The 16911-nt window shown below is 64.3% G+C and carries 5 protein-coding genes; 1 reads left to right on the forward strand and 4 read right to left on the reverse strand.

Annotated features, from left to right (window positions below; translation table 11 throughout):
- Nucleotides 1–146: 146 nt before the first annotated feature.
- Nucleotides 147–13079 (reverse strand): non-ribosomal peptide synthetase, encoded by a 12933-nt coding sequence (locus BLL38_RS18095; protein ID WP_076963782.1) that lies wholly within the window; start codon nucleotides 13077–13079, stop codon nucleotides 147–149.
- Nucleotides 13080–13508: 429 nt separating this feature from the next.
- Between BLL38_RS18095 and BLL38_RS18105 the strand changes: the two genes are divergently transcribed.
- Nucleotides 13509–14060: an RNA polymerase factor sigma-70 gene (locus tag BLL38_RS18105; protein ID WP_029298131.1), complete on the forward strand. Its 552-nt coding sequence runs from the start codon at nucleotides 13509–13511 to the stop codon at nucleotides 14058–14060.
- Between the two features lie 87 nt (nucleotides 14061–14147).
- On the opposite strand, the gene BLL38_RS18110 is transcribed toward BLL38_RS18105, so the two are convergent.
- The 3 genes from BLL38_RS18110 to BLL38_RS18120 all read right to left on the reverse strand — a co-directional run bounded on the left by BLL38_RS18110 (nucleotide 14148) and on the right by BLL38_RS18120 (nucleotide 16760).
- Nucleotides 14148–15161, reverse strand: coding sequence for a GNAT family N-acetyltransferase (locus BLL38_RS18110; protein WP_076963784.1), 1014 nt, complete (start codon nucleotides 15159–15161; stop codon nucleotides 14148–14150).
- Between the two features lie 80 nt (nucleotides 15162–15241).
- Complete coding sequence (locus tag BLL38_RS18115) at nucleotides 15242–16039, reverse strand: substrate-binding periplasmic protein (protein WP_076963785.1); 798 nt, start codon at nucleotides 16037–16039, stop codon at nucleotides 15242–15244.
- A 97-nt stretch (nucleotides 16040–16136) separates the two neighbouring features.
- Complete coding sequence (locus BLL38_RS18120) at nucleotides 16137–16760, reverse strand: TetR/AcrR family transcriptional regulator (protein WP_076963786.1); 624 nt, start codon at nucleotides 16758–16760, stop codon at nucleotides 16137–16139.
- Nucleotides 16761–16911: the final 151 nt, after the last annotated feature.

Below are 16911 nucleotides of genomic sequence, written 5' to 3' on the forward strand. Positions count from 1 at the left end.
GCCGTTTTGCCAGAGGCTTAAGCCTTACGCCCCATTGGCACTGGCCTAGCAAACGCCCAAAAAAAGTAATTTTCTACTGTCAGAATTCACAGTTTGCATGGAAAAGTGGCGCCGCTGCCTGCTCAGCACAGCAGCCCCACTCCTGTTTAGAGTCCCTCCAGCTCCGCCATCAAATCACTCAACCGGTCCACCGTGCCGGCACTGATCTCATGGACCGCCAAGCCCTCGATATAGCTCGCCAGCTCGGCCACCGTGCTGCACTCGAACATCGCCCGCAGCGGTACATCCTGTTGCAGGCTCTTCTGCACCCGCGAGGCGATTTGTGTGGCCAGCAACGAATGCCCACCCAGCTCGAAGAAGTTATCCAGCACGCCCACCTGCCCGACCTTCAGCACCTCGGCCCAGATCGTGGCCAGGGTCTGCTCCAGTTCGCTGCGCGGCGCCAGGTAGTCCTGGCTGTGCAGTTGGCCGATCTCCAGGGCCGGCAGGGCCTTGCGGTCGAGCTTGCCGTTGGCGTTCAGCGGCAGGCGCTCGAGCCACAACCAGTGCAACGGCACCATATACTCCGGCAACTCGCTACGCAGGCGTTGCTTGATGCGGTCCAGGCGTTCGCCAGGGCTGAGGCTGGCGTCGCTGGCAACCAGATAGCCGACCAAGTGCTTGCCATTGGCCCCTTCCTGCACGCCGACGGCGGCATCGCGCACTTCGGGTTGTTCATGCAGGCGCGCCTCGATTTCACCCAGCTCGATGCGGTAACCGCGAATCTTCACCTGGTGGTCGATACGCCCGACGTACTCCAGCACCCCATCGCTGCGCCGCCGCGCCAGGTCGCCGGTGCGGTACAGACGCTCCCCGGGTGCGCCAAACGGGTCCGGCACAAACACCTGGGCGGTGCGCAGCGGATCGCTGACATACCCGCGCCCCACACCGGTGCCGGCCACGCACAACTCGCCCACCGCGCCTTGCGGCACCAACTCCAGCGCGCCATCAAGGAGGTACAGGCGGTTGTTGTCGGTCGGCGTGCCGATCGGTAGGTAGGTGCCACGGGTCGAGGCCAGGTCGACGCGGAAGAACGCCACGTCATCCGAGCATTCCGCCGGGCCGTAGGCATTGACCAGGCCAATGTCCGGGTAACGCAGCAGCCATTGGAGCGCCAGTTCCGGCGGCATTGCTTCACCGGTCGGCAGCATCCAGCGCAGGCCCTCCAGGCCGATGCGCTCCTGGGCAAGCATGCCCTGGATCAGCGACGGTACGCTTTCCAGCACGGTGATGCCCTGGGCCTGCACATGGGCCAGCAAGCCCTGCGGATCATGGGCGATGGTGTTGGGGACGATGTCCACTCGCGCGCCAAACAGCGGCGCGGCGAGGAACTGCCACACGGAAATATCGAAGCTCTGGGACGCGGTCTGGGCGATCACATCCTGCTCGCTCAGGTGCAGGTACGGCACCTTACTCAGTTGGTTGTTGAGCATGCCACGCTGCTCGACCATCACGCCCTTGGGCAACCCGGTGGAACCGGAGGTGTAGATCACATAGGCCAGGTTGTCCGGGCCGCTGTAGATCCCCGGATTGCTATCTGCGCCCACGATGTCTTCCCACACCAGCAACTTCGGCCGCGCGCCGCAGGCAAAGTCGTCGAGCAACACCTGCGCCTGTTCAAGGCAGGCCGCGGTGCACACCAGCAATGGCGTGCGGCTCAGGTCGATGATCCGGCTCAAGCGCTGGCTCGGCAGGCCGGGGTCCAGGGGCAAGTAACCGGCACCGGCCTTGAAGCTGCCGATGATCATGCCCAGCAGGTCCAGGCCACGTTGGGCCAGCAGCGCCACCGGCTGGTCCAGGCCGACACCCGCCGCGACCAGGGCATGGCCCAGGCGGTTGCTGCGCTGGTTCAGCTCGGCATAGGTCCATTGCTGCTCCAGGCAACTGGCGGCGATGCGCTGCGGATGCTGCGCCACTTGCGCCTCGAACAGTTCGACGTAGCTGCGCTCCAGCGGGTACTCATGGGCGCTCTGGTTGCAAGCGTGCACCAGGAACTCGCGTTCCTGCGCGCCCATCAGCGGCAGGTCGGCCATCTCGCCATGGAAGCCCTGCACCAGCGCCAGCAGCAGGCGCTTGAACTCGGCGAGCATGCCCTGCACGGTGCTTTCATCGAAATAACGCTGGTCATAGGACAGGTGCAGCCCCAGGTCATCGCCCGGGTAGCACACCGCCGTCAGCGGGAAGTTGGTGTGGGTGCGGCCCGAGTCCGAGGTGGCGTTCAGGCTTTGCGCACGGTCCAGCACCGAGACTTCCACCGGGGCGTTTTCAAACACGAACAGGCTGTCGAACAGCGGCTGGCCCTTGGGCAGCTCACTGTGTTCCTGAATAGTCACCAGCGGCAGGTACTCGTACTCGCGCAGTTGCATATTGCTGTCGAGCAAGGCGCTCAACCACTGGCGCACGCTGCACGGCTGATCGTCCTCGGGCACCTTGACCCGCAGGGCGATGCTGTTGATAAACAGGCCGACCGTGCGCTGCATCTGCGGCATGTCCACCGGGCGCCCGGCCACGGTGACGCCGAACAGCACGTCACGCTCGCCGCTCAAGCGCCGCAGCACCAGGGCCCATGCGGCCTGGGCGAAGGTATTGACGGTCAGTTGATGAGCCTGGGCCAGCTCGCGCAATTGCGCGCCATCGCGCGAATCCAGACGGGTATAGCAATCGCCTACGACCATGCCGCCACTGTGGCCGGCGTGTTCGTGCAGGAATGGCCGGTCGCTGGGGATCGGCGTGGTGCGCTCAAAGCCTTGCAGGTTCTGTTGCCACCACTGCCGCGCCTCGGCCAGGTTCTGGCGTTGCAACCAGGCGATGTAGTCACGATAGCGTGGCGGCGCGGCCAATTGTGCCTCGCGGCCCTCCCCCAGGGCCATGTAGATCTCGAAGAAGTCATTCATCAACAACGAACGGCACCAGGCATCGATCAGGATGTGGTGGTTGCTCATCATGAACCAGTAGCGGGCCTCGCCGACGCGGATCAGGCGCAGGTGGAACGGCGCCTGGTTGAGCAGATCGAAACCGGCCTCGCGCTCGCTTTTGAGCAGGGCTTGCAAGCGTGGCTCCTGGTGCTCGGCCGGGGTGCCGGTCCAGTCCAGGTATTCGATCGGCGTGCTGCCGGGCTTGTGGATCACCTGCAACATCTCTTCGCCGACATTCCAGCAGAACGACGCGCGCAAGGCTTCATGCCGGGCGATCACGGCTTTCCAGGCCAGGGCAAAGCGCTCGGGGTTGAGCTCGCTGTGGATGCGGTAGCGGTCCTGCATGTAATACAGGCCGGTGCCCGGTTCCAGCAGGGTGTGCAACAGCAGGCCTTCCTGCATGGGCGTCAGCGGGTACACGTCCTCGATGGCGCTGGCCGGCACCGGCAGTGCATCCAGTTGCGCCTGGGTCAGGTGCGCCAACGGGAAGTCGGACGGCGTCAGGCCACCGGCATCGTCATGTAGGCAGTGGGCGATCAGGCTGTGCAATTCGTCCAGGTAGGCGTCGGCCAGTTCGCTGATGGTCTGGCGCTCGTGGCGTTCACGGCTGAAGGTCCAGCGCAGCACCAGTTCGCCACCGTACACCTGGCTGTCCACACTCAGGGCGTTGGGCAGCGGCGCATCCGGGTCATGGGCTGGGCCGGCAGACGTTTCCAGTGGGTGGAACAGCGCCTGGCTGTCGAAGCTCTGGTCGAACTGCCCGAGGTAGTTGAACGTAATCGAAGCGCTCGGCAACGCCGCCATGGCCTGGCGACAAGGACTGTCGGCCAGGTAGCGCAGCACGCCATAGCCCAGGCCCTTGTGCGGAACAGCGCGCAATTGTTCCTTGATCGCCTTGATCGACGCGCCCGGCCCGGCCTCCTGTGGCGTCAGGCGCAGTGGGTAGGCGCTGGTGAACCACCCGACACTGCGGGTCAGGTCGATCTCATCGAACAGGGCTTCGCGGCCATGGCCTTCCAGTTGGACCAGGGTCGATGGGTGCCCGCTCCAGCGGCACAGCACGCGGGCCAATGCCGTCAACAACAAGTCGTTGACCTGGGTGCGGTAGGCGCTCGGCGCCTGCTGCAGCAATTGGCGGGTGCGCTCGGCATCCAGGCGCACGCTGACGGTCTCGGCATCGCGATGGCGCAGGCTGCCGTGCGCCCGGTCCACCGGTAGCGCCACCGCCGGGCCAGCCAACTGTTGCTGCCACAGGCTCAGTTCTTCGCGCAGGGATTCGCTGCTGGCATAGGCCTGCAAACGGGCGGCCCAGTCGCGCACGGCACTGGTCTTGGCCGGCAGGCTGACCGCCTGGCCGTCGCTCAGTTGGCGATAGACGTTTTGCAGGTCTTCCAGCAAGACACGCCAGGACACGCCATCCACCACCAGGTGATGGATGGCGATCAGCAAGCGTTGCTGGCCAAGCGGCCCGTCCACCAGCAAAGCGCGCAACAGCGGGCCGTGCTCCAGGTCGAGGCTGCGCTGGGCATCGGCGAACAACGCCTCGCACTGCGCCATATCCGCCACCTGGGCCAGCCACAACACGCCGCCCTCCGGCACCGCCAGATGCTCGGCGTGCCATTGCGCGTCGCGCTGGGTGAAGCCCAGGCGCAAGGCGTCGTGGTGTTCCAGCACAGCCAGTAGCGCCTGCTCCAGGCGACGTGGATCGAGGGCCTGCACCGGTGCCAGCACCAAGGCCTGGTTCCAGTGCTGGCGCGCCGGGATCTCGCTGTCGAAGAACCAGTGCTGGATTGGCGTCATGCCCGAAGGGCCGGTCAATACACCTTGCTCGGCAGTGATCTGCTCACTGCGCGTGGCCACTGCGGCCAGGGCCTGCACGGTCTGGTGCTGGAACAGGTCGCGAGGGCTGAAATGAATCCCCGCCTGGCGCGCCCGGCTGACCACCTGGATCGACAGGATCGAATCGCCGCCCAGCTCAAAGAAGTTATCGTGCAGCCCGACCTGCCGCACATTGAGCACCGCACACCAGATCGCGGCCAGGCTCAGCTCCAGCGCATTGCTCGGCGCCACGTACGCTTGCCGATTGGCCTCGGGGTCCGGCTGCGGCAAGGCGCGGCGGTCGAGCTTGCCGTTGGCGGTCAGCGGCATGCTGTCGAGCACCATCAGGTGCGCGGGCACCATATAGTCCGGCAGTTGCGCCTTCAGGTGGCTCTTGAGTGCCTCGCGCAAGGCGCCATGATTGCTGGCAGCGCTGACCAGGTACGCCGCCAGTTGCTTGCCACCCGGCGTGTCCAGGGCCAGGACCACGGCTTCGCGTACCGCCTCGTGTTCCAGCAGGCGGGTTTCGATCTCGCCCAGTTCGATACGGAAACCACGGATTTTCACCTGATGATCGATGCGCCCCAGGTACTCCACCAGGCCATCGGCGCGCTGGCGCACCAGGTCGCCGGTGCGATAGAGACGCCCGCCATCGGCATAGGGGTCGGCCACAAAACGTTCGGCGGTCATGCCCGGACGCTGGTGATAACCCTGGGCCAGGCCGGCGCCGCCCACGTACAGCTCGCCGGTCGCGCCCTGGGGCACCAGCGCCAGGTCGGCATCCAGAATATAGGCAACCCGGGCGCCGATGATGCTGCCGATCGGCACACTGCCGGCGCCCTCCTCCAGCACCTGCGGCGCCAGGCTGGCCAGGGGCATGACCACGGTTTCGGTCGGCCCGTAGGCGTTGAAAAACAGCGCCGGCTGGAACGCCGCACGGATACGCGCCAAATGCTCGCCGGTCAGGGCTTCGCCGCCGGTAATGCACATGCGCACCGGCAAGGTCTGGTTTTGCGTGGCCAGCCATTGCGCCAACTGGCTGCCATAGCTGGGGGTAAAGCCGAGGATATTGATACGGTGCTCACGGATCAGCCCGCAGATTTCCTCGGCATCCCATTGGCCCTGGGCGCGCAATACCACCTGCGCGCCACTGAGCAGCGGCACCAGCAGGCGCTCGGTGGCGGCGTCGAAGTTGATCGAATAGAAGTGCAGCTCACAATCGTCGGGGCGCATGCCAAAGCGCTCGATCACCGCCTGGCAATGCATGGCGATTTCACCGTGGGACACCACCACGCCCTTGGGCTTGCCGGTGGAACCGGAGGTGTAGATCAGGTACGCCTGGTGCTGCGCCAGGCTGATCGTCGGCAGGTCGCTGGCCGGGTAGTTGGCCAGCGCCGGCAGGTCATCTTCCAGGCACCAGCCACTGACGCTGGCGGGCAACTCGCCCAGGGCCTTGAACATCGCCCCATCGCTGAGCAGCAGGCCGATGCCGCTGTCTTCGATCATGTAGTGCAGGCGGTCCAGGGGGTATTCCGGGTCCAGCGGCACATAGGCGCCACCGGCCTTGAGGATCGCCAGCAGGCCAATGACCATTTCCAGTGAGCGCGGCAGCGCCAGGCCGACCCGCACCTGCGGGCCCACCCCACGCTCGCGCAGCATCCAGGCCAGGCGATTGGCGCGACTGTCCAGCTCGCGGTAGCTCAGGGTCTGGCCGGCAAAGGTCAGCGCAGGGGCATCGCCACGGGCCTGGACCTGTTGGCTGAACAGATGATGGATGCACTGGTCGAGACGGTGCTCGCCAGCCTCAAGGCCGAGGCTGTCTTGCAGTGCACGCTGTTCATCGACGTGCAACAGCGGCAGTTCGCTCAAGCGCTGTTGCGGGTCGGCGATCAACGCCTCCAGCAAGTTGCACCAATGGGCGGCCATGCGCGCAATGCGCGGCTCGTCGAACAGGTCGGTACTGTAGGTCAGGCAGCAACCCAGGCGATGGTCGAGGTCGGTGACTTCCAGGTTGAGGTCGAACTTTGTAGCGCGCGCATCGTTGGCCAGGTATTCGACGGTCATCCCGGCCAGTTGCCGGCTTTGCTGGAACTCCCAGCGCTGCACGTTGCACATCACCTGGAACAGCGGGTTGTACGCGGCGCTGCGCGGCGGTTGCAGGGCTTCCACCAGGTGGTCGAACGGCAGGTCCTGATGGGACTGGCCTTCGATCACGGTGTGACGCACCTGCTCCAACAGCTCAGCAACGCGCATCTGCCCGTCGAGCTGGCAACGCAGCACCTGGGTGTTGAGGAAAGCGCCGATCAGCCCTTCGCTTTCCGGGCGAATACGGTTGGCCACTGGCGCGCCGATGCGCAGGTCGGTCTGGCCGCTGTAGCGGTAGAGCAGCGTCGCCAGGGTCGCGGTCATGGTCATGAACAGGGTCAGGCCCTGCTCGGCATTGAAGGCGCGCACCTTGGCGGCGAGTTCATCGCCAAGGTCAAAACGGTACAGCTCGCCCTGGTGACTTTGCACCGCCGGGCGTGGCCGGTCGCTGGGCAGTTCCAGCAATGGATGCTCGTTGCCCAGTTGCGTGGTCCAGTAGTCGAGCTGGCGCTGGCGCTCACCGGCCTCCAGCCATTGGCGCTGCCACACGCTGTAGTCCAGGTACTGCACCGGCAGCGGTTCCAGGGGCGATTCGCGCTCATCGATAAAGGCTTCGTAGAGCGCGCTGAGTTCACGGGCAAAGATGTCCATGGCCCAGCCTTCGGTGACGATATGGTGCAGGGTCAGCACTAGGTAGTGCTCCTGCTCGCCGGCCTTGACCAGGCAGGCGCGCAGCAACGGCCCGGTTTCCAGGTTGAAGGGGCTGTGGGCTTGCTGGTCAGCCAGTTGCTGCAAGCGTACTTGCCGTTCAGCCTCGTGCAGCGCCGAAAAATCCTGCCAGCTCATGCGTACGCTGCTTTGCGCGGCGACGTTCTGCCGGGCCACGCCATCGACACTCGGGAAGGTGGTGCGCAGGGTTTCGTGGCGCATGATCAAGGCTTGCAACGCCGCCTCGAAACGCCCCACATCCAGCACCCCGCGCAAGCGCGCCATGCCACCGACGTTATAGGCCGGGCTGTTTGGCTCCATTTGCCAGAGGAACCACATGCGCTGCTGGGAATAGGACAGCGGCACCGCCTGGCGGCGATCCACCTTGCCGATCGCGGTCTGCTGGTTGCGTTGGCCACTGGCCTGGATCAGCCGCACTTGCTCGACGAAATCCCCCAGCTCACTGGCTTCAAACAAGGTGCGCAGCGCCAGCTCCACATCACAGGCCTGGCGTGTGCGGGAGATGATTTGCGTGGCCAGCAGCGAATGGCCGCCAAGGGCAAAGAAGTCGTCACGCAGGCCGATACGCGGCACGCCCAGCACTGTGCGCCAGATCCCGGCGATCTGCTGTTGCAGGGCGGTCTGCGGCTCCACATGTTCACGCACCTGCCATACCGGTTCCGGCAAGGCACGCCGGTCCACTTTGCCGCTGGGGCCCAGGGGCATGACGTCGAGGCGGATCAGTTGCGCCGGCACCATGTACTCCGGCAACTCGGCGGCCAGGGCGGCTTTCACGTCCTGCTCATCCAACTTGCCGCTGGCGGTGTAGTAACCGATCAACTGGGCACCGCCGGCGGTGTCGCGGATCAGCACCAGGGCCTGGGCGATGCCGGCCTGGGCCAGCAACCGCGCCTGGATTTCTTCCGGTTCCACACGAAAACCACGCAACTTGACCTGCTGATCCAGGCGCCCGAGGTACTCCAGCACCCCGTCGGCCGTCCAGCGCACACGGTCGCCGGTGCGGTACAGGCGTGCGCCCGCCGCGCCCAGGGGGTCGGCGACAAAACGCTCGGCGGTCAACCCGGCACGCCCCAGATAACCGCGCGCCAGGCCAACCCCGCCGATGCACAGCTCACCCGGCACCCCGGCAGGCAACAGGTTGAATTGCGCGTCCAGCACCCGGCCAATCACATTGCCCAATGGGCGGCCAATCGGCGAGCGTTCGCCGTCGGCGCGCTGGCAGTGCCAATGGGTGACGTTGATCGCGGTTTCGGTGGGCCCATAGCGGTTGTGCAACTGCACCATTGGCAGTAGCGCCAGGAGTCGATTGCGCAATTGGGCGGGTAAGGCTTCGCCACCGGAGAACACCCGGCGCAGGCTGGTACATTCGCCCGCCAGGGGTTCATCGACAAACAGTTGCAACAGCGGCGGCACAAAATGCAGGGTGGTCACCCCATGCGCCTGCACCAGTTGCGCAATCCGATGAGGGTCGCGATGCTCGCCAGGGCCGGCCAGGACCAGGCGACACCCGCTGATCAGTGGCCAGAAGCACTCCCACACCGACACGTCGAAACTGATCGGTGCCTTTTGCAGCAGCACATCGCTTGCATCCAACTGATAGGTGGCCTGCATCCACTGCAAACGCTCCGCCAGGGCCCCATGGGTATTGCCCACGCCCTTGGGCTGGCCAGTGGAGCCGGAGGTGTAGATCACATAGGCGAGGTTGTCGGCATTGAGGTGCAGGCCCGGGGCCTGGGTCGGCCAGCTGTCGAGCTTGAGGCTGTCCATGGCGATCACCGACACGCCCTCGGCCGCCGGCAACTGTTGCAACAGATGGGTCTGGGTCAGCAGCAATTGCACGCCGCTGTCGGCCAGCATGTAGGCCAGGCGCTCGGCCGGGTAGTCCGGGTCCAGCGGCACATAGGCACCGCCGGCCTTGAGGATCGCCAACAAGCCGATCAGCAGTTGCGGCGAGCGCTCGGCGGCAATCGCCACGCACACGTCCGGGCCGACGCCTTTGTCGCGCAGGTAATGGGCCAGGCGGTTGGCCTGGGTGTGCAGTTGGGCGAAGGTCAGGCTGGCATCGTGCCAGACCAGAGCGGTACGCTCGTCGCTATAGTGGTTGAGTTGCTCCGGCACCAGGCGCTGCGCCGGTGCGCAGGGGGCCTCGCCCCAGTGGCGTTGCTCGACGTACTCGTTGGCGTTCAGCAGCGGGATATCGCCCAGGGCTTGCTGCGGTTGCGCGCAGACGGCCTGCAACAGGTTGACCAAATGCGTCGCCAGATGCTGGATAGTACGGGCGTCGAACAGTTCGTCGGCGTAGTCGAATGACAGGCTCAGGCGCCCGTGGCGGTCTTCTTCGCTGTGCAGCTGCAGGTCGAACTTGGCCTCGCGGCTGTGCCATGGCAGCTCTTCGGCGAGCAGGCCCGGCAGGCGGCGCAAGGCGCCCAGGTCGCGTTGCTGATGGTTGAACAGCACCTGGAACAGGCCTTGCTCGCGGGCCTGTGGGAAAGCTTCCAACAATTGCTCGAAGGGCAAGTCCTGATGGGCCTGGGCCTCGGTGGCCGCCAGGCGGTTCGCCGCCAGCAGTTCGCTGAAGGGCTGGCGCGGGTCCACCTCGGCGCGCATGACCAGGGTATTGATAAAGAAGCCGATCAGGCCCTGGGTTTCCTGGCGCCCACGGTTGGCATTGGGCACGCCGATGCGGATATCGCGCTGGCCGCTGTAGCGGTGCAACAGGCATTGGAATGCCGTCAGCAACAGCACGAAGGGGGTGGCCTGGTGGGCCTGGGCGGTCTGGCGGATCGCTTCGCCGAGGCCCGCCTCCAGGCGCAGGCTGTAGCGTGCGGCACTGTGGCGTTGTTGGGCCGAGCGCGGATGGTCGGTGGCCAGGCTCAAGGTCGGATGTTCGTCGCCCAACTGTTGCTTCCAGTAATCCAACTGGCGCTGGCCTTCACCCTCGGCCAGCCATTGGCGCTGCCAACTGCCGTAGTCGGCGTACTGCACAGTCAGGGCCGGCAACTCGACGGCCTGGCCTTGGGACGCGGCGGCATAGAGGCGCGAAAATTCGTCGATCAATACATTCAGCGACCAGCCGTCGGCAATGATGTGGTGCAGGGTCACCAGCAACTGGTGATCTTCATCGTCCAGGCGCAACAGGGTGACCCACAGCAGCGGGCCTTGTTCCAGGTCGAATACGGTACGTGCCTCGTCCTCGCGGATCTGCGCGGCGCGGGCTTCACGCTCGGCCACGGGCAGGTCGCGCAGGTCGATGACTTGCACGGCAAATTCACGCTGGGCATCGACGCGCTGGTAGCCCTGGCCGTCACGCTCATAGAACCGCGTACGCAGCGCTTCGTGGCGCTGGATCAGTTGCGCGAAGCTTGCATGCAGCGCGTCTTCGTCCAGCTCGCCACGCAGGCGCAGGGCACCGGGGATGGTGTAGGCGCTGCTTTGCGGGTCCAATTGCCAGGTGATCCACAGGCGGTTTTGCGCCAGGGATTGCGGCATCTCCTGCTGGCGTGACAAGGCACTGATTGCGCCCTGGGCCACACCCCCGTCCAGCTGCAACTGCCCGATGCCGGCAGCGAAATCGGCCAGCACCGGCGCCTCGAATAACAGGCGCAGGTTGAGTTCCAGGCCCAGGGTTTCGCGCAGGCGGGCGACCACCTGGGTGGCGCTGATGGAGTTGCCACCAAGCAAGAAGAAATGGTCATCGCCAGCCACTTGTGCCACCTGCAGCTGTTCACACCAGATCGCCGCAATCTGCTGTTGCAGTGCTGATTGCAGGCCCTCCTCGCCGGCCTGCCCGCCCTGTTCGGGGAACTGCGCGTAGCTGTCGAGGCTGCCATCGGCCAGGCGGGTGCGGCAGGCCGAACGCTGGAGCTTGCCACTGGAGGTTTTCGGCAACGCGCCGGGGTTGAGCAGCAGCACCACGCACGGCGCCTCTTGATAGGCCTCGGCCACCGCCTGGCGAATGGCTTTGATCAGGGCTTCGGGCGGCAGGATCTTCTGTACGCTGCGGCTGATTTCTGCGGCGATACCGATGCCTTCCAGGCCCTGGTCGTTCACTGCAAAGGCCGCGACACGCCCCTTGCGCACCACTTCCACTTCGCGTTCGACGGTTTGCTCGATGTCCTGCGGGTACAGGTTGTGGCCACGCACAATCAGCAGGTCTTTCAGGCGCCCGGTGATAAACACCTCGCCGTCGCGCATAAAGCCCAGGTCCCCGGTGCGCAACCAGGTGCGCCCGGCGTGCGACACAAACGTCTTGGCGGTGGCTTCGGGGTTGCGCCAGTAGCCGTGGGCAATGCTCGGGCCGGTGGCCCAGATTTCGCCGACACAGTTGTCGGCCAGTTCAGCCAGGGTCTGCGGTTCGACGATCAGCACCCCATGCTCGGGCTGGCTGGTGCCGCAGCTCATGATCGCACTGCCCTGCCCTGGCTCGGCCCGGTTGGCGGCCAGCGCCTGCTCGTCCACGCGCAACGCCGGGATGCCCTGGCCACGGGTGCCGCCAGCGACAAACAGGGTCGCCTCGGCCAGGCCATAGGAGGCAAAGAAGTTGTTCGGGGTAAAACCACAGCAGGCGAATTTTTCGGCGAAGCGCTCCAGGGTGTCGAGGCGGATCGGCTCGGAGCCGGAATAGGCCACGCGCCAATGGCTCAGGTCCAGGCGCTCCAGGGCCGAGTCGCTGACCCGCTCGCTGCACAGGCGGTAGGCGAAGTCCGGGCCGCCGCTGATGGTCCCGCGGTATTGGCTGATCGCTTCCAGCCAGCGCAGGGGCCGGCCAAGGAAGTACGCCGGCGACATCAACACACACGGCACGCCGCTGAAGATCGGTTGCAGCAGGCCACCGATCAGGCCCATGTCGTGGTACAGCGGCAGCCAGCTGACAATCACGTCATCGGGGTTGAGGTCGATGCCAAACCCGCGGCGAATCAGCAGTTCGTTGGCCACCAGGTTGCCGTGGGTGACTTGCACGCCCTTGGGCAAGGCCGTGGAGCCGGAGGTGTATTGCAGGAAGGCGATATCGTTGTCCTGCAGGTTTGGCGCGACCCAATCAGCGGCGATTTCGCTGTGCAGCTCATCCACGCAGAGCAACGGCGGCGCTTGCTCGATCTGCCTCAGGGCATCGCGTAAACCGCTGCTGGTCAGTAACAGCCTGGGCTCGGCATCGGCGATGATCGACAGCAAGCGCTCCTGGTGATGCCGGCGGGTGGACTCCGGCGGATAGGCCGGCACCGCGATCACCCCGGCATACAGGCAGCCAAAGAACGCCGCGACATAATCCGGGCCGCTGGGGAACAGCAACACCGCACGCTCGCCCAGGCCGGCCGAGGCCTGCAGGGCGGCGGCAATGGTGCGGGCGCGCAGGTCCAGGTCACGGTAGCTGAGCACCACACTGTCATCGGCGGACTCGGCCAAAAAGCGCAGGGCCACCTGGTCCGGGGTCTGCGCGGCACGGCGCTGGAGGGACTGGACCAGGGTGCGGGGAAGTTCGAGGGCGTCCATCATGAGGGGTTCCTGCCTGCAATCGGCTTACGGGGAAATCGGGGGATAGGGGGCGTGTCGCGGCGTATTCAGCCGGCCGCCTGCCGCGCCGGGCCATGGTGCCAGCGGGTCGATGGGCTCATCTCAGACACCCCTGCCTGGAACGCCGGGTTCTCGCGATACAAACGCATGTCGTCCTCCTCTGGGTGCACATCCATGGCCGGCGTGTTGGCGGGCCTGTCACCAATGAGAACGGATGGCCCGGCAAAATAATTACTCGACAGGCCAAGGTCCGCAGACAAAGAGAAGTGCCTCACCGTTTGCATTTCGGTATAAGATTAGTTCCGCTTCTCATTTGACAATCATTATCATTAAGAATAATTTGTTGCCCGATGTGTAGGAGGCCTCAGCAGGGATGCCCTCCACTAACCTTATTGCAGCAAGGTGATTTCCATGACGGAACAAGTATCCACAAGCAGGTGCGATTCACCGTTACTCCAGGCGTTTGTCGATAATCGACTGATCCTGGTCAAGATCGCGGCGCGCATTACCGGCTGCCGTTCCCGCGCCGAAGATGTGGTGCAGGACGCCTACTTCAGACTGCAATCGGCACCGCAGATCACCTCATCGTTCAAGGCGCAACTGAGCTATCTGTTCCAGATCGTGCGCAACCTGGCTATCGACCACTACCGTAAACAGGCCCTGGAACTGAAATACTCCGGGACGGAAGAGGAAGGCTTGAATGTGGTTATTCATGGCGCTTCACCGGAAACCTCGCATATCAATTTTTCCACCCTGGAAAACATCGCCGACGCCCTGACCGAGTTGCCCCAGCGCACGCGCTACGCGTTCGAGATGTACCGCCTGCATGGCGTGCCGCAGAAGGACATTGCCAAGGAACTGGGCGTGTCGCCGACCCTGGTCAACTTCATGATCCGCGATGCGTTGGTGCACTGCCGTAAGGTTTCGGGGACGCATAGCGATACCTTTGCCCGACGCGTCTGAGCACCCCGCAATTGCAATCACGGGTGAGCTTGTGTGGGAGCGGACTTGCTCGCTCCCACACATTTGATATTCGTTGCCCTGTAGCGCTCAGACCAACCCACACCGCTCAAAAAACCGCTCCCGCCCCAGGATCATCAGCGCCGCACGCTTGTGGGGGAAATCGAATTCCTTCTCGCAGTGGAAACACTGGTTCTGCATATGCCCGATCATCTTCGCATTGTCGGCTCGCGGTTCCGCCACCACGCGTTGGGTGCGCGGGTCGTCGAGGAACAGGTAGTGCACCAGCGCCGACAGCCAACTGGCAACCTTGTGCGGCCCACGGTGATGCTCCTCCCCCACCAGCATATGGATACCCCGGTCGTAATCGTCCGCATCATAGAACGGCGCGATGCGGTCTTCCTTGGCCCAATAGGCCTCGAAATAGGCAAAGGGTTCATCGTCGAGACAGCCGATCAGCGTCAGGGTATGCGGGTCGGCGTCCAGCTTCGCCAGGTAGTCGCGATGCTGCTCCAGGCTGCCGCTTTCCTGCCAGAAGTTGGCGACCCGCGCGCTGTTCTGCCAGCGATTGAAGCGCGCCAGGTCGACATCGATTTCCAGCGTACGCAGTGAGATCCACGCACCCAGGCGTGCATCGAAGCGTCGATAGACTTCACCGCGCGGCTTGGGCGCACGCACCGGATGGCGCTTGCCGTTGCTGATAATCATCTGCTGCGGATAGGCATCATTCAACGGCTGGCCCAACCACGGCTGCGGCAATTGCCAGAACAGGGTGCGCTCGCAACGCAACTGCCCCACCACGTCGGTGGCCAGCAGCAGGCCGCTGCGCAGGGCCTCGTCAGGGGTGTGCTCCAGGTGCCAGGTCAGTTGCTGGCGCTCGGGTTCCCGGGCAAACAGCCAGTAACACGCCGCCCACAAGGCTTGCACCGAAGGAACCTCAGCGGGGTTTTGCAGATGCACGTCCAGTGCATCGCCGCGCGCCAGGCGCAGGCGCACCAACGGCTGGCCTGCAAGGGTCAGGGTCAGGCGGCTATCGCTTTCGTCTGCGTTCAGGGTGGGCCCTGCCGGAAGTGGCAGGACTGACAAATCATTGGGATTAGGCATGGAAGGGGCTCACGGTAATCATCGACAGTTAGACGAAGTGACGTGAACCAACAGCAAAAATTTAAGCGCCGTTCCCGGGATCAGGGCGCATCCGCTACCGGCAGCACATCGATGCGGTACGGTTCGAAGATCTTCAGCAACTCGCCACTGTCGCGCAGGCCCTTGAGCAACTCGGCAAACGCCGGGCCACTGATCGCTGCCTTGGGCCGCAGCAATGCGTAGTGGTGGTAGACCTGGTCAATGCGTTCGGACACCAGGAACTGCCCGGCAGTGTCGGCATTGCGCACCATGAAGTCACTGAGGTAGGAGCGCGTCACCAGGGCGATATCCGCACGGCCACGGGTCACCATCAGCAAGTTGCTGTCATGGGAATAGGTCAACGTGGCATTGAACTGCGCGGCCATGGCCTTGGGGTCGGGGTTGAAGTTGGCAAAGGCGTAGTGATAACCGCTGAACACCGCCAGGCGCTTGCCCTTGAGCTCGGCGAAATACCCTTGGTCGCGACCGGGCTGGCGCTGGGCGACAAAAATCTCGGCGTCCTCCAGGCCCATGTCGACGCTGGTATGGGGAATATCCTGCCACCCCCACTGCGGGTTCTCGAAGATGGCCATGTCGACCCGGCCTTGTTCGAAATCACGAAAACGCCGGGGGATGGACGTCGGCACCAGCACGAATTGGTACTCGGTCTGCGCACGATTCAGCGCCTCCAGCAGTTGCGGCAGCAATCCGGTGTCGGCGCCCTGCTCCGGACGCACGGTGTACGGCGGAAAATGCGCGGCACCGATCCGCACCAACTGGGCCGCCGAAACTTGCGCCTGCCACAGGGTGCCCATTGCCAATACTGTAAGTCCCGCAGCCAGCCGCAATGGCGAAAACATCAGGCACGCACCGTTCAAATCTGAATCTCGCTAAGCTAGGCGTTTTTGTCTGGAGAGACAACTTTCGGCCCGACAATAAATGGCTTGCGCTCCAGGCCTAATCAGCCTTGAGAACCATCAGCAACGCCTCATCGGCCAATTGTTCGAGGGTCATGCTGCCCTGGGCGCGGAACCAGGTCGTGGTCCAGGACAACGCCCCGGTCAGAAAACGCCGGGTGATAAACACATCCCCCTTGATATAACCCGCCTGCTTGGCCTCGCCCAGCACCTGCAGCCAGATGTTTTCGTAGACATCACGCAACGCCAGCACCTGGGCCTGCCCTTCTGCCGACAGCGAACGCCATTCATACACCAGCACGGCCATGGCTTCGCCGCTGCCGCCCATGATCGACTGCAACTCACAGCGAATCAGCGCCAGCACCCGCTCGCGCACGTTGCCCGCTTCGGCCAGGGAGGCGTGCATCAGCGCGGTGTTGTAATGGATGGTTTCTTCCATCACCGCCCGCAGGATTTCGTCCTTGCTCTTGAAGTGATGAAAGATGCTGCCGGACTGGATCCCCACGGCACTGGCCAGGTCACGCACGGTAGTGCGTTCAAAGCCCTTGTTGCGAAACAGGTGGGCCGCGGTCTGCAGCAGCTTGCCCCGGGCGCTGTCGGGGTCGGTCAGTTGCCCGCCGTCCACCATGGTGCGCATCACCTCCAGGGCTTTTTGCTCATCCATGCTGCTCTCCTCAACTACTTTGATTGCGTCATGGCCGGCAATTTAGGCCGTGACAGCCACCCAAGCAAGCGCTTGGGCAAAAGTTATGAGCGGAGTTTACAAACCAAGCGCTTGCTTGGTAGTCTCGACCCAGCGATTTTCCAGAGAAGGA

The organism is Pseudomonas gessardii (assembly GCF_001983165.1).
Classification (GTDB): domain Bacteria; phylum Pseudomonadota; class Gammaproteobacteria; order Pseudomonadales; family Pseudomonadaceae; genus Aquipseudomonas; species Aquipseudomonas gessardii.

Bases quoted from the DNA above. Each gene is read 5' to 3' on its own strand.
- BLL38_RS18095 (WP_076963782.1), bottom strand. From the start codon at position 13,079: ATGATGGACGCCCTCGAACTTCCCCGCACCCTGGTCCAGTCCCTCCAG.
- BLL38_RS18105 (WP_029298131.1), top strand. From the start codon at position 13,509: ATGACGGAACAAGTATCCACAAGCAGGTGCGATTCACCGTTACTCCAG.
- BLL38_RS18110 (WP_076963784.1), bottom strand. From the start codon at position 15,161: ATGCCTAATCCCAATGATTTGTCAGTCCTGCCACTTCCGGCAGGGCCC.
- BLL38_RS18115 (WP_076963785.1), bottom strand. From the start codon at position 16,039: ATGTTTTCGCCATTGCGGCTGGCTGCGGGACTTACAGTATTGGCAATG.
- BLL38_RS18120 (WP_076963786.1), bottom strand. From the start codon at position 16,760: ATGGATGAGCAAAAAGCCCTGGAGGTGATGCGCACCATGGTGGACGGC.